Genomic DNA, 20872 nt, shown 5'->3' with positions numbered 1-20872 from the left:
AAGTCTTTGGGACTTCCGTGTTTTAAAGAAGTCTTCAAAGATACGTTATGTTACGGTGTTATGTAAATCCAAACCAAAAAAAAAGCCTCGTTTAGAGACTTTTTTAAGGGAGGGTATACTTTTAATATTCGTCCTCATTCCAGAGGTAATCTTCATCTGTTGGATAATCAGACCAAATTTCTTCAATCGAATCATAGGAGTCTCCTTCATCTTCAATCGATTGTAGGTTTTCAACAACCTCTAGAGGTGCTCCAGTTCTAATGGCGTAATCGATCAACTCATCTTTGGTTGCTGGCCAAGGAGCATCACTTAAATACGATGCTAGTTCTAATGTCCAATACATTGTAATTCGTTTTTATAAATGCAAAAATATATTTTTAGTTCAAAAAGTCAAGAAAAAAATGAATTATTTCATCATTAAATAAAAGAGCGCTTAAACTACAGACTAAGAAAGTAAACACTTATAGTTTCAGACTGAAGTCTTTTGGGGCAGACGCATCTTTTTTAAAGTTTTTCTGGAACCCATTTGATTTCATCTGCTTGCAGGTCCTGAGACAACTTCCGTGCCAAGACAAATAGGTAGTCAGATAGTCGGTTAAGGTACTTGAGTACATTGGCATCAAGTGGTTCCAATTCGTTTAGGGCAGTAGCCAAACGCTCGGCTCTACGGCAAACACAGCGTGCTATGTGACAAAATGACACCGTTTGGTGACCACCAGGTAAAACAAAGTGGGTCATAGGAGGAAGGGCTGCATTCATACAATCCATTTCCTTTTCCAATTGTTCAATATCTGCTTCCGATATTTTTGGGATGTTCAAGCGTTCCTTACCGCTTTTAAGCATGGCTTTTTCAGGGTCGGTAGCCATAATGGCGCCTAAAGTGAATAAACGGTCTTGGATACGGATGAGCAGTTCATGTTCGTTTTTTTCTAGCCCTTGGTCACGAATCAATCCAATATAGGAGTTGAGTTCGTCAACGGTACCATAACTTTCAATGCGGATATGGTGTTTTGGTACTCGAGTGCCACCATATAGGGCTGTGCTTCCTGCATCACCGGTTTTTGTATATATTTTCATGTGTTTCGAGGGGTTTGTTTAAAATTACAGGATATTACTTGAAATCAATACCCGTAACTGTTAAAACTTATATTCTGTATTATTTTATTCGAGTATCACTTTCAATCACTCCATCCTTTAAACGAATGACACGATGCGCGTGTTGTGCAATATCTTCTTCATGGGTAACAATAATCACAGTATTTCCTTTGCTATGAATTTCATCGAACAATGCCATAATTTCTACCGAGGTCTTGGAGTCAAGGTTTCCGGTAGGTTCGTCGGCTAAAATAATGGAAGGGTGATTTACCAGGGCACGACCAACGGCTACTCGCTGGCGCTGTCCTCCAGAAAGCTGGTTGGGTTTGTGATCCATACGGTCGGCCAAACCAACATCGGCAAGTACTTTTTCTGCTCTGGCTATACGATCTTTTTTTGAAGCTCCAGCATAGATCATTGGCAGGGCTACATTATCCAATGCGGTAGTCCTTGGTAATAGGTTGAAAGTTTGGAATACAAATCCTATTTCAGTGTTTCGGATTTCAGCCAGTTCATCATCGGTCATTTGGCTAACGTCTTTACCGTTGAGAATATAGCTCCCCGAAGTGGGAGTGTCCAGACATCCCAACAGATTCATTAAAGTAGATTTTCCTGATCCTGAAGGCCCCATAATAGCAATGTAATCACCACGTTCAATGTCGAGGTCGATGCCTTTCAAAACGTGAACGGTTTCTTGTCCCAGTTTAAAATCTCTAGTAATCTTTTTGATTTCTATAACGTTACTCATAAAGTACTTTTCGGTTGGTTGTAGCTAATTTTAGCTTGTTGCAATATAAAAGTTTTGTCAGACATAGGACGTTGACCTATAAGAGTTGTTACAGAAAATTTGATGAGTATTATTAAAGTTTATATTTTGTTTGAAGGTGCTCTTTAGTACAAGTAGAGAAGGTGTTTTGGGTATTGTAAATTTTGATAGGTTGTTTCTTGTTCATTTTCTTTGCTCGTCCAAAGAAAACGAACCAAAAGAAAAGACGGCGATCGAGAGGAATTTTTACTATCGTAAAACCATACTATTGCCCCAAAATTTTCTCCAAGGCTTCAAAAATTCTTAACGGGGCAATAGTATTATTCTGCCGATCACATTTGTCGACTCCGTGGCCATTCAAGAATAAGCACACTCAGATGTATAAAAGGCATTTAACTTGTTCTTATTTGATGGAGTTTGTTTTACATTCTAACTACAAAATGTTCTTTGCGTTGTTCCTTTCTGAAAAACACCAAGCCCCAAAAGAAGGTGTCAATGGTAACGGTTACCTGTGGATGTTGTTTTATATCTTCCCAAGCCTCTGACATCTCTTCAGAAAGATGAATATCGTCAAAAATTAAAACAGTGTCATTATGTGTTAAAGGGAGAAGTTTTTCGAAATAGTTTAAGGTCGCCGACTTGCTATGATGACCATCTATGTAAGCCAAGTCAATTGGTTTGTTGAAGTCGTTTAGAACTTGTTCAAAGGTGTTCGGTATTAATGAAATTGAATTGAAACCGAAATTTTCGAATTGCTTTTTTGCCATTGCTGCAGTGTTGGTACAGCCTTCAATAGTTGTTAATTCTGCATTTAGGTGTCCTAGGTGAAGTGCACAACTTCCCATTCCCAAGGAGGCACCGAGCTCTAAAATTTGCTCTGGTTTAAAATACCGCGATAAACGGAATAATAGTTTAGCTCGTTTTTTAGTAATGCCAGCAATTTTAGCAATATCACTAATCTTTCTTTTGTTACTCTTAAATATGCGGCTACCAGCACCAAAATCTTCAACCTCAATCATTATCTTGTCATTCAATAATGATTGACGGTAGCGGTTTAAGGTGTTGTATTCCGTGTATTTCTTTCGATCGTAAAAGCAACGGGTAACCAGACTGTACACAAATGGGGAGTGGATACCATGTTGATTGGTAGACCGGCCAAGGAATTTAAAATAGGCTTTTATTTGATACCACATATCCAGATTAGGATTCCATTTTTTCGGTAAGTTCCAACCAACGGAATTCCTTTTCCTCTATTTCGTCAATAATTCCCTGTAGTTTATTGGAGAGCTCGTTAATAGCATCCTGACTTAAATCTGGATTTAAAAACTCAGCTTCAAGGGTTTTCTTGTCACGCTCCAACACCTTGAGTTTGCTCTCTATGTTTCGGTATTCTTTTTGCTCGTTGTATGATAGCTTAACGTTGCTATCTTTCTTCCATTGCTTTTTCTCTTTTTTGGGAGCATCGTCCTCAGTTTGAGCAGGAGCACTGTCTTCATAAGCACGGTAATCGGTGTAGTTACCTGGGAAATCTTCAATAACGCCTTCACCCTTGAACACGAATAGGTGGTCTACAATCTTATCCATAAAATAACGGTCGTGAGATACAACCATAAGGCAGCCTGGGTAATCCAATAAGAAACTTTCTAAAACGTTCAAGGTTACAATGTCTAAGTCGTTTGTGGGCTCATCGAGGATTAGGAAGTTAGGGTTTTGAATTAAAACGGTACATAGGTAAAGGCGCTTACGCTCACCCCCACTTAGCTTTTCTACATAATCGTATTGTTTCTTGCGGTCAAAAAGGAAACGTTCCAATAGCTGTTGAGCACTTATTTGGCGTCCTTTTTTTAATGGAATGAAATCTCCAAATTCACGGAGAACATCAATAACCTTTTGGTCTGGTTTTACGTTTATACCGTTTTGGGTGTAGTAACCAAACTTAAGAGTTTCTCCCATAACAACCTTACCACTGTCGGGTTTTAGGTTGCCAGTAAGCATATTCAAAAAAGTAGACTTCCCTGTACCATTCTTACCAATGATACCGATACGTTCCCCTTTTTTGAAAACATATTCAAAGTCCTTTAGAATGGTTTTGTTGGGATAGGCCTTACTGATTTTATGGAGCTCTAATATTTTGCTTCCCAAGCGTTCCATGTTTATCTCCAATTGAACAACATGGTCTTTTCTTCTTTGGTGAGCCTTTTTCTTTATTTCGAAAAAGTCGTCTATTCTGGATTTGGATTTTGTGGTTCGCGCTTTAGGCTGACGACGCATCCATTCCAGTTCTTTATTAAAGAGTTGTTTGGCTTTTGCAGTTTCGGTTTCCTCTTGGGCGATTCGGGTCTCTTTGTTTTCCAGATAATAAGAGTAGTTCCCTTTATAGGTATAAAGCTTACCGTGATCTAATTCGATAATCTCATTACACACACGCTCCAAGAAGTAGCGGTCGTGTGTTACCATAAACAACGTCATCTGTTCTTTGGCAAAAAAAGCTTCAAGCCACTCGATCATTTCTAGATCTAAATGGTTGGTAGGCTCATCCAGTATTAATAAGTCTGGTTTATTGATAAGTGCCATGGCTAAAGCCAAACGTTTCTTTTGCCCTCCAGAAAGCAGTTTTATTTTCTTACTGAGATCTTCCAATTTTAGTTTGAAAAGAATCTGCTTATACTGGGTTTCAAAGTCCCAAGCCTGATGACGGTCCATAGCTTCAAACGCTTTTTGATAGGCTTCAGTGTCCTCAGGGTTTTTTATTGCTTTTTCGTATTGCTCTATAACTTTGAGAATAGCATGGTCGCCAGCAAAAATAGACTGCTCAATAGTTAGTTCGCCATTCAACTTTGGTTCTTGAGGTAAAAAGGAAACAGTAATGCCCTTGCGGTAAATCACTTGTCCACTATCAGGCTGATCGTCTCCGGCCAAGATATTTAGAATGGAGGTCTTCCCCGATCCGTTTTTAGCTACAAAGGCAATTTTCTGGTCCTTATGTACGCTAAAGGACAGGTTTTCAAATAGGGTAAGTTCCCCGTATGATTTCGATATCTGTTCTACCGTTAAATAGTTCAAAGCAGTCGTTTTTGCAAAGAACGGATAAAATCCCAAAAAAAAAGACATTAGTTTTTATATTCCTGCTTAAAAGTTATATTTGTGAGTAACCAATCCCTTTATTATGAAGCATTGTCTGGGCACGCTATGTATTTTGTTATGTGTGTTTGTCAGTTCCTGTATTCCGCATAAGGACATCATTTATTTACAAACTGACACCAATAAAACTGCTCAAGATAGCTTACCGGAACTTACCCCTCAACAACCGCCATATCGTATACAGATTAACGATATACTAAATATCCGTGTTAAAGCTTTGGATCAGGAAACGGTACAGATATTCAATCCAATAGGAGAGGATATCCTTAATGCAGATAGCGATCAGCGAGCATATTTTGATGGGTTTACCGTAGACCTTCACGGAAACATACGCATTCCTACTTTGGGAAAAGTAAATGTATTGGGATATACCACAGAAGAAATAGAACAGATGCTCGAAAAGAAACTACTGGAAGAGCAATTTAAGGAAACAGCTAATATATTTGTTACTGTTAAGTTGACGGGACTTAGGTTTACTGCTAATGGAGAGGTAGGAAGCCCAGGCACTAAAACCTTGTTTCAGGAGCGTGTAAATATATTTGAAGCCATAGCCAATTGTGGAGAAATCCCAGTAACAGGTGATAAAAAAGACGTGTTAATAATCCGTCAGTACCCCCAGGGGCAAAAGATTCACCATATAGATCTTACTGATGTGAATGTGATGCACTCCCCATATTACTATATACAGCCCAACGATATTATTTATGTAAAACCCCTCAAACAAAAAACTTGGGGGACAGGAACAACTGGAGTGCAGACCATAACCACAGTTGTTGGTTTGGTAACATTGTTGGGGACTACTATTTTACTAATTGATCGATTTTAAACCATGAACTATCAGGATTTTGACGATATGGAGTCTGGGCAATCCGGACGTATGAGTTTCGACTTTCAGGGGTTTTTATTTAAGGCTTTAAACCTGTGGAAGTTGGTATTATTGTCTATAGGAGTGGCTATGGTGATTGCTTATATGATAAACGTTCGTAAACAGAACGTTTATCGTTTGAGTTCATTGATTTCCGTAGAGAATGACCAGAATCCTTTCTTTACTGCGAATACCAGTATTTCCTTTAATTGGGGAGGGGTGTCGGGAAAAACGAGTAAGGTCATTACCAGTATTCAAACCCGTAGCCACAACGAAAAAGTGGTGGATTCCCTCCAGTTCTATATGGATTATCTGGTACAGGGGAAGTACCGTATGGTCGATGTTTATAAAGATGCTCCCTTTTATGTGGAAATCGATAAGTCTAAAGGACAAATATTGGGGGAACCCATTGGAATCCGTTTTTTAGACGATAAAAAATTTGAGCTCTTTACAACATTTGAATCGGGTAGTGTTCCTGTACAGTTTTATGGAGATAAACATAAGGGGACTGCCCAAGTTTCAACAGGGCCGTTTGCCAAGACCTTTAAAGTTGGTGAACCTATTAGGCTCCCTTTTTTAAACCTTACAGTGCACAAACGAAACGATAGAGCTATTAATCCCGACAAGGAGTTTTTTATAAGGTTCTCTAATTTTGATGGAATTGTTTATCAATACCAAAAAGCTGTTTCTGCAAATCCTTTTTCAAGGTCTTCCGCAGTGCTTTCGCTAGCAATGAGTGGTCATAATAAGGCTAAAATTGTCGATTACCTAAATGCTACTGCTGAGATATTAAGTAAAACTGAACTGGAGCGCAAAAACCTTTATGCTACCAATACCATTAAATTTATTGATAGCAGTTTGGCAGCCGTAAACAGTAATCTGAAAGATTTTGCAGATGAGATGAACCGCTTCCGTAAGGACAATAAAGTGTTTAATGTAGATGAAGAAATGACCCAAATATCTAGTCGTTTAAGGGAGTTTGAATTACATCGTGAAGAGGAGCAAACCAAATTAAATTACTTAGATGCTTTGGAGCAATACCTGAATACCAAAACAGATTATATAAATATTGCAGCGCCATCATCGGTTGGGATTACAGAAGGGAATATACAAAGTAGTGTAACTAAGATTACTGCCTTGGCTATCGAACGCCAAAGTTTGGAGTATACAACCCGTGAGGAGTCTGCTTTATTCAAGGATTTGGATAGACGTATTGATGCTGAAAAGAATGTATTGCTGGAAACTATTGATGCTACTAAGAAGACTATAGGTTTACAGTTGCAGAATGTAAATCGTCAGATAGCAAAATTGGAAGCCAAACTTAGTAATCTTCCTGAAGATCAACAGAAGTTTTTAAAGATACAGCGTAAGCTGGATATTAGCCAAGAGGCTTATAATGTGTATATGGCAAAACGCTCGGAAGCAGCGATTGTTAAGGCGGCTAATGTGTCTGATATAACGATTATTGATGAAGCAAAAGATATTGGTGGCGGACTTATAGGTCCTAATAAAAGCCTAAATTATATGATGGCTTTGATGGTAGGTTTCTTTGCTCCAATGTTCTTGATTTTTGTGGTGTATTTGTTAGATAACACCATTCACGGTTCGGATGATGTGGAAAGATTGTCCAATATACCTATCATAGGTTTGCTTGGTAAATACCGCTATAAGAACAATTTAGTGGTTTATGAAAAACCGAAGTCGGCAGTGGCGGAGTCGTTTCGATCCATACGTTCCAGCCTTCAGTTTATTTTTAAACAACAAGGAAAAAAGGAAGATGCCCAATCACTAATGATTACCTCTTCGGTAAGTGGGGAGGGGAAGACCTTCTGTTCCATAAATGTTGCTACGGCCTATGCGCTTTCTGGTAAAAAGACCATTTTGCTTGGGTTGGATTTAAGAAAACCTAAAATATTCGATGATTTCAATCTGACTAATGAGATTGGAATTGTAAACTACCTTATTGATGAGGTCAGTCTAGATGAAGTAATTATGTCAACCCATATCGATAACCTCGATGTGATTACATCGGGGCCCGTTCCTCCAAACCCATCAGAATTATTGATGAGCGGTCAAATGAAAACATTATTTGCTACACTTAAGGAAACTTACGATATCATTATTTTGGATACACCTCCTCTGGGATTGGTTACAGACGCTTTAGAATTGGTTCAGTATGCAGATGCTTCTCTGTTTATGGTGCGATTGGATTATACCAAAAAAGGAATGCTTCAATTAATCAATGCCAAATACCGTGCGGGAGAGATTAAGAACATCAGTTTTGTATTGAACTTCTACAAGCATAAAACCAATCAAAACTATGGGTATGGTTACGGTTATGGCTATGGATACGGTTATGGTGTGTATGGTAATGCTTATCACGAAAAGGATAAAAAGGATTCTCTATTGAAAAAGGTTAAGAAGCTAGTTAATGGGCATGAGAAGGTGAGTTAGAAAATAGAATTTAGTACACAGTATTAAGCCTAACGTCACTTCGAGTGTTTTCAAAAAATGGTGATTTTTTGAAAATGTATCGAGAAGAAGTGAGAGAGTAGTTCTAGAATGTTCTCGATACTTCGCTCCAATTATCATTGGGGCTCAACTCGAACTGACAGTTTCAATATTGTTAGTTGGATTTTTTTATCTAAAAAGTATTGTCAGAAGAGTTGTGTTGGCATTAACCACACTGCCTTAGGTATCCCTCCTTGAAAAGGAGGGGGCTGTATTTTTTGAGATGTTATTCTGAGATATGAAGTATCGTAAGAATCTGTTGAGTAGGAGCAAAGTTGCTTAACTTGTACATCTCTTTTCTTAGGTAGAGATCCTTACGTCGAGCTGAGCTTTCCTCAGGATGATATTCTTCTCAGGATGGCAATTATTTGGAAATAAACATCTCCCAAGTCAATCTCAGTCCTTGGTCAACAGTATATTCAGGTTGGTAACCCAATAATCGTTCTGCTTTAGAAATATCAGCCAAAGAATCCCTTACATCGCCTTGGCGTGGCGGACCATAGGCCGCTTCCATATCGGAAGCAGCAGCCGATTTTAAACTTTGCCATAATTGGTTAACGCTAATGCGTTCTCCGCAAGCGACATTGAATACTTGATTTGCAGCGTCTTTATTCGCAAAGCAGGCTTTAATATTTGCCTGAACGGCATTGGCAACAAAGGTAAAGTCTCGTGTTTGTTCGCCATCACCGTTTATTGTTGGAGATTCACCATCATTCAGGGCTTGCATAAATAAAGGAATAACCGCGGCATAGGCCCCTTTTGGACTCTGTTTTGGTCCAAAAACGTTAAAATAACGAAGTCCAATAACATCGGTGTTATAGGTTTTTCCAAATACGTCGGCATAGAGCTCGTTTACATATTTTGTAACGGCATAGGGGGATAATGGCTTCCCAATATTGTCCTCTACTTTTGGTAATGCTTTGCTGTCGCCATAAGTGGAGCTGGAAGCAGCATATACCATACGCTTAACAGTACTACTTTCTTTAATGGCAATCATCATATTCAAAAAGCCTGTGATGTTAACATTATTGGTTGTTAACGGATCGTTTATAGATCGGGGTACCGATCCCAATGCGGCCTGGTGCAATACATAATCCATGTTTTTCATGGCAGCTTTGCAGATGTCAAGGTCGCGGATATCACCTTCAATAAGTTCAAATGCAGGGTGACCCATAAATTCTTTGAGGTTTTCACGGTAGCCATTGGAGAAATTGTCAAGAACACGAACCAATTTTACATTATGGTTTATTAGGTATTGGACGATATTACTTCCAATAAAGCCACCTCCTCCTGTAACTAAGAATGAAAATTCAGATAAATCTTGATTATGGTATTTTGTTGTGTACATTACAATCTAGCGTCAGTTATGTGTTTAGGCAATAGGGATTTTACATCAAAAATAACTCCGATATCCGATTTCATAGCAGGGATGTTCAATTCCAGAAATTGGTTGTGGGCTACAGCCAGTACAATGCCATCATATTTAGGGTGCAGTTGGTCATCACAACAAATTAAATCCAAGCCGTATTCGTGATTCACTTCCTCAGCAGAAGCCCAAGGGTCGTATACTTCAACCTCTACCTGATATTCTTGCAGTTCTCTAATGATATCAATAACTCTAGAGTTGCGGATGTCCGGACAGTTTTCCTTAAAGGTGATTCCCAATACCAGAACCTTTGCGCCTTTAATGGTTGCACCTTTCTTGATCATCATCTTCACTGTTTCCTGAGCTACATAACTGCCCATACTATCGTTCATCTTGCGTCCTGCTAGGATTATTTCAGGGTTATAGCCGGTTTCAATGGCTTTTTGAGCCAAATAATAAGGGTCTACACCTATACAGTGTCCACCTACCAGTCCCGGACTGAAATTGATAAAGTTCCACTTGGTGCCGGCTGCTTCCAAAACAGCTTTGGTATCGATATCCAATAACCTAAAAATTTTGGAGAGCTCATTGACAAAGGCAATGTTGATATCTCGTTGTGAGTTTTCGATTACCTTAGCAGCTTCGGCAACTTTAATGCTCGGTGCCTTATGGGTGCCAGCTGTAATGACAGAACGGTACAGAGCATCCACCCGATCGGCTATTTCTGGGGTAGAGCCCGAGGTCACTTTCAATATTTTAGTTACCGTATGCAACTTGTCTCCAGGGTTTATGCGTTCAGGGGAATAACCGGCATAGAAATCGGAGTTGAACTTTAGTCCGGATTCCCGTTCTAGTATAGGGACACAAATGTCTTCTGTAACCCCAGGGTAAACTGTAGATTCATAGATTACTATATCCCCTTTTTTAAGCACTTTCCCTACCGTTTCACTGGACTTAATCAAAGGCGTGAATATAGGCTTGTTCAGTTCGTCAGTGGGTGTGGGGACCGTTACAATGTATATATTACACTGGGTCAAGTCTTCTATGTCACTGGTAATGTAAAGCCCATTTTCATTGTTTTTATTTATAGACAGAACCGATTTCAATTCGGCATCTTCAACCTCCAAGGTACGGTCTTTCCCATTGCGAAGTTCATCTACCCGTTTGGTATTAATATCGAACCCAATTACGTGATATTGTTTTGCAAATTCAACTGCCAAGGGTAAGCCTACATAGCCCAGCCCGATAACGGCTAAGGAGTCTTTTGAATGCATAGGTTGTGATTTTTGTTAGTGCTCTTTCAAATCTACTCAAAAAGTTTAAGCAGATTATGCTTTTAAGAACTTTTTAGATTTATGGTTGTTTTAGTCGGTGATTTGATTTTAAGGTTCTAGTTTTTTGTTTCTGGTTTTACGTTTAGATTGAATGTTTATAATTTAGGAAATTCCTTGTCCATCCTTTAGGGTCGAGGAAAAGACAAGGGATTTTCTAAGACAATAGTTGTCTTTTAGTGTGTTATTTATTTGAAATCTTCTTCGCGACTAGTTTTATTTTAACTGACGGAAGCATGTTTGATAAGAGAATCCGTTAAAAGAAAGTCGGGAATGCGATAATTGCAGTTCCTCAGATAGGTGTTTTATCGAATTTAAAATTAGTGTCATTCCGAGAACAAACCTTTTGGAAACCGTATAAATTGAGATGACATCCCAAAATCGGGCTAAAATTCAAGCGTCACTTCGAGTAATTATCAAAAAACATCATTTTTTGATAATTGTATCGAGAAGTAGCGTGATAGGAGTATTTATATTAATACGTCATAGGTAGCGAAACCAACTGAAGCGTGGGAATCTATTACAAAGGAACAAGCTATGTGGTGCTTTTACTGTTGGGATATTAATGCTCTAGTAGACGATTATCGAGAAATTTGGATTACTTATCGCAAACCGTTAGATTGTCTTGTTTGTTTCCTTAACGAATTGCTATATTAGCATAGACTAAAAACCCCAGAATATTGAATACCTCGAGTGAAGAGCAATGGCTGTATACAATTTCAGCCAAGCGGAAACTGATTAATTTTAATTTTAAGGAGATATGGCGTTATCGCGATTTACTTTTTCTATTCGTAAAGCGGGATGTGGTTACAGTGTATAAACAAACCATTTTAGGGCCACTGTGGTATTTAATTCAACCGCTCTTTACGGCAATAACCTTTACGCTAATCTTCAATAAAGTAGCTAATATCGATACAGGCACAGTTCCCCCTTTTTTATTCAATTTAGCAGGGATTACCATTTGGAACTACTTTAGAAGCTGTTTGACGGCTACCTCAGACACCTTTAAGAGTAACGCTGGTATTTTTAGTAAAGTGTATTTTCCTAGAATTATTTCACCTTTGTCAGTGGTGATTTCAAACCTAATAAGGTTTGCTATTCAGTTGCTTATTTTTATAGGTTTTTATGGCTATTACATATATAAGGGAGCGACCGTAGAACCTACCCCTTATGTCATGTTTTTTCCTGTTTTGGTCGCTTTAATGGGACTTTTGGGCTTGGGCTTGGGCATGATTATTTCCTCAATGATTACCAAATACAGAGACTTAAAGTATCTTCTAAATTTCGGGGTGCAACTGCTCATGTACACATCGGCGGTTATGTATCCTTTGGCATTGATGAGAGAAAAGTTGCCGCGCTTTGCGTGGTTGGTAGAGTATAATCCAGTGGCTTACGTTATTGAGTCGACCCGTTATATGCTGTTGGGGGAAGGAACTTTTAATATATATGGATTGTTATATACCCTTAGCATTACATTATTGATTTTGTTAATAGGACTGGTTGTATTTAATAGAACTGAAAAAAGTTTTATCGATACAGTGTAGTTGTGAAACGAAATGTCATTGTGTGAACTAACGTATGGTCAACCGAAAAATTGAAATGACGAGCAAAACAATATCAAACCCAAGCGTCACTTCGAGTGTCCAGTCAATGGCTGGATGTATCGAGAAGAAGCGGGATAGGAGAATTCAATCAAATATGTCATTGCGAGGGAGATAGCCCGTGACAATCTTTTTAAAAGGAGTTGGAAATGAATATGAGCGTAATCTTAAAAGCAGAAAATATTAGTAAACAATACCGTCTCGGATTGGTAGGAACAGGAGCTTTGCAAGACGACTTAAAACGCTTTTGGTACAAGGTGCGTGGCAAAGAAGATCCGTTTTTAAAAGTTGGGGATGTTAATGATCGTAGTGTCAAGGGAAGTAGTAAGTATGTTTGGGCATTACAGGATGTCAATTTTGAGGTAAAAAAAGGGGAGGTACTTGGAATTATAGGAAAAAATGGTGCTGGAAAATCTACCTTGCTTAAAATACTGTCACGAGTAACCAATCCAACTACAGGCGAAATAAAAACCAAAGGACGAATAGCTTCATTGCTGGAGGTGGGAACAGGTTTTCATCCAGAGCTTACAGGAAGAGAAAATATCTACCTCAACGGAGCAATTCTGGGGATGACCAAAGCCGAAATAAAAAGCAAAGAAGATGAAATAATTGATTTTAGCGGTTGCGACAAATATGTCGATACCCCGGTAAAGCGCTATAGTAGTGGAATGCGCGTGCGTCTGGCTTTTGCTGTAGCGGCCTTTTTGGAACCAGATATCTTGGTGATTGATGAGGTGTTGGCTGTAGGGGATGCAGAGTTTCAAAAGAAGGCCATTGGTAAAATGCAGGATATTTCCAAAGGGGAAGGAAGAACAGTTCTCTTTGTAAGCCATAATATGGAATCTATACAGAAGTTGTGTACTAGATGCATTGTTATGTCAAATGGAAGCATTGTTTTTGAAGGAAATGTAGATAAAAGTGTTTCTTATTATTTAAAAAGTAATAGTTCCAATGAAGATATCGTATTTCCAATCCAAGGAAAAGGTATCGAGCTATTGGATTTTAAAATCATAGATTATTTAAATGAAGATGCGACCTCTTTAATTTTAGGTAAGCCTTTTATTTTTCAATTAAATGTTTGTAATAAAAATAATACTAAAAATATAAATGTTCGTCTCCAAATATTCGATACTAATGAAACACTGATTGCCACACTAAATACATTTCACTTAAGCCGTCAAGCTGTAATAAAAGGGAATATGGTAAGGCAATTTACTTGTAAGGTTCAAAAATTATCTATAGGTTCTGGTGAATATTTTTTAGGAATACAAATTTTGAATCTTTATGAAATGGAGGTGCTTTACGAGAATAATAAACTCAAGAAATTCGAAATTTTAAATGGGGATTTTTACGGTAGTGGAAAACTACCTACATCAGATAATTTAGGTAAAATTCTTTTGGATCATTCTTGGAGCGAATACACAGAAGCTAAACAATGATTTCGCATAAGCATAAATGTATATTTATTCATATTTCTAAATGTGCTGGTTCAAGTATTGAAAGGTCATTTGGTATAGATACTTCAGATAATACAGTTAAGAATCACTTGAATTTATTCGGATGGTGTAATAAAAACAATATTTATTTACAGCATGCAACACCTGAACAACTTTTAGATTTAGGCTATATAACAAAGGAGCAATGGAACTCTTATTATAAGTTTATTGTGGTTAGAAATCCTTGGAGCAGAGCATTGTCTGATTATTTATGGATATCTAATAATTATCGGTTAAAAGATACCTTTACTAATTTTATTAAAGCAAAGGGCAAGTATAAAAAGATATTGACAGAATCGAATAGTCCAATTTATAGGGGAGATCACCTTTATTCGCAAAAGTCTTATTTTTTTGTTCATGGTAAGGAAATTATCTATGATAAGGTTGTAAAGCTAGAAAATTATAGGGAAGATATTTTGGATTTAAAGTTAGACCAAGAATTAATTCAAAAATTTTTAGTTTCTAAATCAAATATTGGAAAAAAGAAACTTAATCATTACTCTTTTTTCTATAATCATAAAAGAAGAAAATTATTAGAGAAGTTTTACGGAGCTGATATAAAATACCTTAAGTATGAATTTGAAGATTTGAAATCTATGCCACAGCGTTTAAAGTCAAATTTTAATTCAAAGTCTTTTTTAGAATAAAATATTATTAGGTTTCTTCTTACATAGAAAATAAAGCCATAAAGTAATTATGATCAACGTCACCAAAACCTTTTTGCCTCCTCAAGAGGAATACCAAAGCATTTTACAAAGGGCCTGGGCCACAGGTTGGATGACCAATCGCGGCATTTTGGTCAAGGAGCTGGAAGCCTCATTAAAAACTTATTTGGGAGTACCTAATATCATCGCCATGACCAATGGCACTTTACCGCTGCAAATTGCCATAAAGGCACTGGGCTTATCAGGGGAAATAATCACTACGCCTTTTAGCTATGTGGCCACTACCAGTAGTATTGTTTGGGAAGGGTGTGCGCCTGTATTTGTAGATATACATCCAGGGTATCTCACTATAGACGAAACTAAAATAGAGGCGGCTATCACGCCAAAGACTTCTGCTATTTTGGCGACCCATGTTTTTGGAAACCCCTGTGATGTGGAAGCCATCCAAATGATTGCAGATAGGCATGGCTTAAAGGTTATTTATGATGCCGCCCATTGTTTTGGGGTGGAATATCAAGGAAAGAGTCTCTTTAATTATGGAGATGTGAGTACCTGTAGCTTTCATGCCACTAAATTGTTTCATACAGGCGAGGGAGGGGCTTTGGTTTGTCAACCTGAGCATTTTGATACCCTGTATTCCCATCATAATTTTGGACATGATGGCCCTGATGTATTTAGGGGACTGGGGATGAATGCCAAAATGAGTGAACTACAGGCTGCTATGGGCTTAGCTGTATTGCCTTATATGTCTGAAATATTAGAAGCTAGGGCTCGTGTGGTACAGCATTACAGAGAGCAATTACAAGGTTTTCCTTTGCAATTGCTTAAGCTACGCCCAGAGACACATTGGAATTATAGTTATTTTCCTATCATATTTCAAAGTGAACGTTTGTTACTACAGGTTAAGGCTGCTTTGGAGACCGCTGCCATTTATCCAAGACGCTATTTTTACCCTTCGTTAGACCACTTACCTTACACCACAGCAGGAGATTGTTCTATTTCGACACGTCTATCTCAATGTGTATTATGTTTGCCTTTGTCTATGGGTTTGACTTCTAAGCAGATAGGTGAAACTGTCTCTATTATAAGTGCTGCATTATGATGAAAGGTCAATTTTTTATATTAGGAAATGCCCGCTCTGGAACTAGTTTGTTACGTTTGTTACTGCATCATCATTCGGGACTAAGTGTTGCTCCTGAATGTGGGTTTTTGCTCTGGTTATACCCTAAATACAATGATTGGACTTTTGTGGATTTAAATAGTAAACGTTTAGACGTTTTTATAGCCGATGTTCAAGCCAGTAAAAAGTTTGAAACTTGGGCTATTGATGACACTTTGTTGAAGACCGTTATACAGAAGCATTCTCCAGATAGTTATGAGGCTTTAGCTCAATGTGTTTATTTAAGCTATGCTGAAAAGCAAAAGAAAAAGCCTTTGTATTTAGGTGATAAGAATAATTATTACATACGCCATTTAGACCAGTTGGATAAAGTATATTCAGATAAGTTTATTATACATCTAGTAAGGGATGGGCGTGATGTAGCTTGTTCTTACAGAGGTGTCCACCTATTGAGCAAAGATTTAAAATATTTACCACAATTGCCCAATGCTATAGATGCTATAGCCCATGAATGGCAGCAACATAACATGTCTGTTTATAATCATTACAGTGGTTATAAACGTTATATTTTGGTGCGTTATGAAGATTTATTATTGTCTCCATCCTCTGTTTTGGAAATTATACTCGCTCATTTTGGTATGGCTTATGAGGCTTCAATGGTCGATTTTTATAAAACCAATAAGTTAAAAGTAACAGAGCCTTTGGAAACCCTAGCGTGGAAACAAAAAACATTACAACCTATAGATCCTAGTGCTATGGGTGCCTACAAGACTGCTTTAAATACTGATGAGATAGCTTGTTTTAATGCGATTGCAGGCTCCACGTTAAAACTTTTTAATTATGCTACTTAGTGTACGGTTGATGACCTATAATCATTCAGATTGTATTATAGATGCCTTAAAAGGTATTAATAAACAACGAACTCATTTTCCTTTTGAGGTGGTTGTGGGCGATGATTTCTCGAGTGATGGCACTTTAGTTAAGATAAAGGCTTTTAGGTTTAACAATCCGAATTTACATGTTAGGGTTTTGCAGCGCCGACGAGGAGATGTTTATGATATAAAGCGGCAGCAGTTAGGACGATTGTATAACTTTACAGATATTATACAACATTGTACAGGACGTTATATTGCTTTGTTGGATGGTGATGATTACTGGACTGACCCTTTAAAGTTACAGAAACAGGTTGATTTTTTGGAATCTCATAATCATATTAACCTTTGTTTTAGTAATATAGGTATGAAGGTTGGGGATGAGGTTAGATTGCATTCCATAAAAATAGATTTTATGGAACGGGGTTTTAGTTATTCCAAACTACTAGAGTATAACAATTTTATTGCAACGGCCAGTGTGTTGTTTCGCAGGCCCACTAATCTTGAGTTCCCAGATTGGTTTTATTCTTTGCCTTATGGAGATATGGGGCTTTATAAACTGTTAGCAAACGGCGATAGTTTTTACGGATTAAGGGATGTTATGGCGGTGTACAGGGTGCACGATCAAGGTATGTATTCCGGTTTAGGTAGATTGCAGTCACGTAAGATTTATTATCAGTTCTACCGTAGTATTTTTCCTTTTTTAAACAAAAATGAAAAAGAAGTATCTATATTAAAAATGAAAGCTTTGCGTAAGGAAATTGCGATATTGAAATTTAGGCGAAACCTATTTTTAGGGAAGGTTTATAGTGTTGGACTAAAATTTGGATTGGTAGAATGAAGCAGGCAATCTTAATAACTGCGTATAAAAACCTTCATCATTTAAAGGATATCATTTTGTTTTTTGATGATGAAGATTTTGAGTTGTTTATACATATTGATAAAAAAAGTGTTCTTTCAGTTTCCGAAATTGAAAAATTAAGAGCATACAAGCATGTGACATTAATTTCACGTAAATACAAAGTGAATTGGGGAGGTGTGAACCATTTAAAATGTATCCTCCACTTATCACAGCAGGCTTTAAATAATGGGGAATTAAAATATTTTCACCTAATAAGTGGGCATGACTTTCCAATAAAGACTTTGCAAGAGTTTAAAGACTTTGCTGTGAAAAATGTGGGAAATAGTTATATCAGTAATTTTACACTTCCAACTCATCACTGGTTTGATGGGGGGTTAAATAGGCTGGAATATTATAATTTTTATGATCTTTTGGATGGTAAGAAGCGCAGAGGAACTATTTTTAAGCTTGTGAGGTATCAAAAGAAAATTGGGTTTAAACGACCGATTTCCAAAAAAATGCCCCAATTATATGGAGGCGAAACTTGGTGGTCTTTATCTAGGGAGGCTTTACAATATGTGGTAGATTATACTTTGGAAAAACCAAGATTGTTGAAACGTTTTAGACATACATTTTGTTCTGAAGAGATGTACTTTCAAACGGTTGTTATGAATTCTGTTTACTCCAAAAAGGTAGTTAATCATAGTTTACGATATATTGATTGGAACTCTAGAAATGGTAATGATCCAGCAAATTTAGACACCACAGATTTTGATACTATTATTAAAAGTGATTGTTTGTTTGCCAGAAAATTTGAGTTTCCGGTTTCGCAAGACCTAAAGGAAAAGTTATTAGTGAAGTTAGCCAAAGATTATAATCCAACTGAAGTACATAAACGATGAACCAAACGCTTAAGGGACCCAATATCTCCGTAATTATGCCTGTATATAATTGTGCTTTATATGTTCATAAGGCTATACAGAGTGTTTTAGATCAAAGCTTTACGGATTTTGAATTCCTAATTATCGACGATGCTTCTACAGATGATACCCTCAAAGTGATCAAGGCTATTTCGAATCCTAGAATTCGTTTGATAGAAAAACCGAAAAATACTGGCTATACCCATAGCTTGAATTACGGGCTTTCTATAGCTAGGGGCAAGTATATTGCCCGAATGGATGGTGATGATGTTGCGATGCCCCATCGTTTGGAGTTACAATATTTGTTTATGGAGGCTCATCCTGAGGTAGTGGCCTGCGGGACAGCTTATCGCATTTTAGGTAGTAAACGGGTGGTGCATATGCCTTTGGAGCATGAAAGCATTCGAAGTTTGCTTTTGGAGCATACCTGTTTTGGGCACCCTACAGTGATGTTGCGCAAGGCGACTTTGGAAAGGTACCAACTTTGCTATGACGAGGCCAAGGAACCTGCCGAGGATTATGATTTATGGGTGAAATTGAGTCGGATAGGGAAATTGGCCAATCTGGATGAGGTGCTTTTGGAGTATCGGGTACATGAGGTTCAAGTTTCCAAAGCTAGGCGGGAACAGCAGTTGCATAGTAAATGGGAGACGCGTTTGGATGTATTGGAAGAACTCATTCCTGAGGTGAAAACGCAGTTTAGAGCCCTTCTAATTCAAGTTTTTGAGGAAACCTCTTTGAGCTATCAAAATATCAAAACGTTTGGTCGACTTGTGGATCATCTACTACTAGCCAATCAACAACAGCAGCGATTTCTTCAAAAAGATTTAAAGGATTATTTGAAGAAGCTTGAGCATGAGAGTGCCAAGCGTTTTTTGTTAACCTCCCATCGTTATAGGCCGCAATATTTAGGGTATTATTTACAAATGTATTTTGGTAGGGGGGTTAGGTTACCCTTGCGTACGGCTCTTATTATTGGGGTGAAGAGTCTTTTATTTTATAAGCCACTGACCAAAGCACTTAGAGTATGAGGGTACTATTTTGGGTGACTAAATTCCCTGCAATATCCGAAACGTTTATCCGAGACCAAATAGTTGCTTTGTTGGGTCGAGGTCTATTGGTTACAATCTATCCTCAAAAAGGCATTGTTGAGGAGCAGATGCAAGCTTTAGAGGGGTTTGAAGCTTATAAATTACAGGATTGTATTGTTGATATAGACCATTATTTTGAAAAGCGTAAAATACTAAGGTTGTGGAAGGCTTTAGGCATATTAATCCGAATTGGGTTTAGCTCCAAGCGGCAGTACTACCTAAGGGCCTTACATCCTAAATTTAAGGCGCAGGCCTGGTCGCTTCGGCTTTTTTTTAGACTGCACTTTTTGTTGGAACAGGGGATTTCTGTGATTCATGTGCATTTTGGCACCAATGCTTTGGATGCCATTTTGCTAAAGCAGTTGGGGTTGCCTCTAAAGTTTTTTGTGACTTATCATGGCTATGATATCCGGTTGGGCATTGAGAAAGGGGGGCATTTATATGCTCCGGTTTTTGCACATGCCGATGGGCTTATTGCCATATCCAATTATAATAAAAGCCATTTGCTCAATTTTGGAGCCCCTTTAGATAAAATAATCAACTTACCTAATGGTTTAGATTGCAATTTTTTTAAGCGTGAAAGCCCTATAAATGGCATTGAAGGAAAGGTTAAATTGTTGAGTGTGGCGCGATTGGTGGAGGAAAAAGCTCTGCATATTGCCATTGAGGCCTTAGCTATGGTAAAAGCCCAATGCCCTCAATTGGAATTTGAATATACCATCATTGGAGAAGGCGAGTGTAGAATAGTCTTAGAAAGTTTGGTAAAAAGTCTAGGCTTAGAAGATTGTGTTTGTTTTAAAGGAAGTCAAAATAGTGAAGTGGTAAGGGATGCTATGGTGTGCCATGATATTTTTTTGTTATCGAGTGATGTGGAAGCCATGCCAACGGTTTTGTTGGAAGCACAAGCCTCTGGGATGATGGTTGTTGCTACCAATGTTGGAAGTGTTATGGATGCTGTTGTTTCTGGAGTTGTGGTAACTAAGAATGACCCAGAAGCTTTTACTAAAGGAATTTTATCTGTTTTAGAAATAAGACCAGAATGGGGGGGGGTTACAGAACAAGGAGTTGTAACAATTAGTAGTGATTATTCTATAGATAAGATTTCCAATGAATTACTTAAATTATATTGTTTGTGAAAGAACGGTTTTTCAGTCTACAAAAGAATTAAGTTTTGTTAGAGACCGTAAGCAT

Annotated in this window: 18 protein-coding genes; 11 read left to right on the top strand and 7 right to left on the bottom strand. The window is 37.8% G+C overall.

Annotation, left to right across the window (positions count from 1 at the left end; genetic code table 11):
* Positions 1–121: 121 nt before the first annotated feature.
* The 5 genes from PWU04_RS09715 to PWU04_RS09695 form a co-directional block, all read right to left on the bottom strand.
* Positions 122–343, bottom strand: a complete 222-nt coding sequence (locus PWU04_RS09715) for a DUF2795 domain-containing protein (RefSeq protein WP_019387375.1) — start codon at positions 341–343, stop codon at positions 122–124.
* 161 nt (positions 344–504) lie between these two features.
* On the bottom strand, positions 505–1077 hold the full coding sequence (locus PWU04_RS09710) for a cob(I)yrinic acid a,c-diamide adenosyltransferase (protein WP_274475900.1): 573 nt from the start codon (positions 1075–1077) through the stop codon (positions 505–507).
* 79 nt (positions 1078–1156) lie between these two features.
* Positions 1157–1843, bottom strand: a complete 687-nt coding sequence (locus PWU04_RS09705) for an ABC transporter ATP-binding protein (RefSeq protein ID WP_274475899.1) — start codon at positions 1841–1843, stop codon at positions 1157–1159.
* 440 nt (positions 1844–2283) lie between these two features.
* Positions 2284–3054, bottom strand: coding sequence for an O-methyltransferase (locus tag PWU04_RS09700; protein WP_274475898.1), 771 nt, complete (start codon positions 3052–3054; stop codon positions 2284–2286).
* Positions 3055–3061: 7 nt separating this feature from the next.
* Entirely contained in the window at positions 3062–4924 is a 1863-nt protein-coding gene (locus PWU04_RS09695) for an ABC-F family ATP-binding cassette domain-containing protein (protein WP_274475912.1), read from the bottom strand.
* A 103-nt stretch (positions 4925–5027) separates the two neighbouring features.
* Here PWU04_RS09695 and PWU04_RS09690 point away from each other — a divergent pair, with 103 nt between their 5' ends.
* Both PWU04_RS09690 and PWU04_RS09685 read left to right on the top strand, forming a co-directional pair.
* Positions 5028–5828: a polysaccharide biosynthesis/export family protein gene (locus PWU04_RS09690; RefSeq protein ID WP_274475897.1), complete on the top strand. Its 801-nt coding sequence runs from the start codon at positions 5028–5030 to the stop codon at positions 5826–5828.
* A 3-nt stretch (positions 5829–5831) separates the two neighbouring features.
* The gene (locus tag PWU04_RS09685; protein ID WP_274475896.1) at positions 5832–8321 is read left to right on the top strand and encodes a polysaccharide biosynthesis tyrosine autokinase; all 2490 of its coding nucleotides are present in this window, start codon (positions 5832–5834) and stop codon (positions 8319–8321) included.
* Positions 8322–8742: 421 nt separating this feature from the next.
* On the opposite strand, the gene PWU04_RS09680 is transcribed toward PWU04_RS09685, so the two are convergent.
* Both PWU04_RS09680 and PWU04_RS09675 read right to left on the bottom strand, forming a co-directional pair.
* Positions 8743–9726, bottom strand: coding sequence for an SDR family oxidoreductase (locus tag PWU04_RS09680; RefSeq protein ID WP_274475895.1), 984 nt, complete (start codon positions 9724–9726; stop codon positions 8743–8745).
* Complete coding sequence (locus tag PWU04_RS09675; protein WP_274475894.1) at positions 9726–11018, bottom strand: nucleotide sugar dehydrogenase; 1293 nt, start codon at positions 11016–11018, stop codon at positions 9726–9728. The genes PWU04_RS09680 and PWU04_RS09675 overlap by 1 nt, the downstream gene beginning before the upstream one ends.
* A gap of 737 nt (positions 11019–11755) precedes the next feature.
* Here PWU04_RS09675 and PWU04_RS09670 point away from each other — a divergent pair.
* From PWU04_RS09670 to PWU04_RS09630, 9 genes are all read left to right on the top strand, one after another.
* A complete protein-coding gene (locus PWU04_RS09670) occupies positions 11756–12619 on the top strand; it encodes an ABC transporter permease (protein WP_274475893.1) in 864 nt (287 codons plus the stop codon).
* Between the two features lie 212 nt (positions 12620–12831).
* Complete coding sequence (locus PWU04_RS09665; protein ID WP_274475892.1) at positions 12832–14115, top strand: ABC transporter ATP-binding protein; 1284 nt, start codon at positions 12832–12834, stop codon at positions 14113–14115.
* Positions 14112–14819 (top strand): sulfotransferase family 2 domain-containing protein, encoded by a 708-nt coding sequence (locus tag PWU04_RS09660; RefSeq protein WP_274475891.1) that lies wholly within the window; start codon positions 14112–14114, stop codon positions 14817–14819. The genes PWU04_RS09665 and PWU04_RS09660 overlap by 4 nt, the downstream gene beginning before the upstream one ends.
* A gap of 49 nt (positions 14820–14868) precedes the next feature.
* On the top strand, positions 14869–15939 hold the full coding sequence (locus tag PWU04_RS09655; protein ID WP_274475890.1) for a DegT/DnrJ/EryC1/StrS family aminotransferase: 1071 nt from the start codon (positions 14869–14871) through the stop codon (positions 15937–15939).
* Complete coding sequence (locus tag PWU04_RS09650; protein WP_274475889.1) at positions 15936–16808, top strand: sulfotransferase family protein; 873 nt, start codon at positions 15936–15938, stop codon at positions 16806–16808. The genes PWU04_RS09655 and PWU04_RS09650 overlap by 4 nt, the downstream gene beginning before the upstream one ends.
* The gene (locus tag PWU04_RS09645) at positions 16798–17670 is read left to right on the top strand and encodes a glycosyltransferase family 2 protein (protein ID WP_274475888.1); all 873 of its coding nucleotides are present in this window, start codon (positions 16798–16800) and stop codon (positions 17668–17670) included. Before PWU04_RS09650 ends, PWU04_RS09645 begins: the two co-directional genes overlap by 11 nt.
* Positions 17667–18572, top strand: a complete 906-nt coding sequence (locus PWU04_RS09640; protein ID WP_274475887.1) for a beta-1,6-N-acetylglucosaminyltransferase — start codon at positions 17667–17669, stop codon at positions 18570–18572. The genes PWU04_RS09645 and PWU04_RS09640 overlap by 4 nt, the downstream gene beginning before the upstream one ends.
* Entirely contained in the window at positions 18569–19621 is a 1053-nt protein-coding gene (locus PWU04_RS09635) for a glycosyltransferase family 2 protein (protein WP_274475886.1), read from the top strand. Before PWU04_RS09640 ends, PWU04_RS09635 begins: the two co-directional genes overlap by 4 nt.
* Entirely contained in the window at positions 19618–20817 is a 1200-nt protein-coding gene (locus tag PWU04_RS09630) for a glycosyltransferase (protein WP_274475885.1), read from the top strand. The genes PWU04_RS09635 and PWU04_RS09630 overlap by 4 nt, the downstream gene beginning before the upstream one ends.
* Positions 20818–20872 lie beyond the last annotated feature (55 nt).

Origin of the sequence: Mangrovimonas aestuarii (assembly GCF_028767185.1) — a bacterium.
GTDB lineage: Bacteria > Bacteroidota > Bacteroidia > Flavobacteriales > Flavobacteriaceae > Mangrovimonas_B > Mangrovimonas_B aestuarii.
This window is presented reverse-complemented; position numbering and strand designations above follow the sequence as displayed.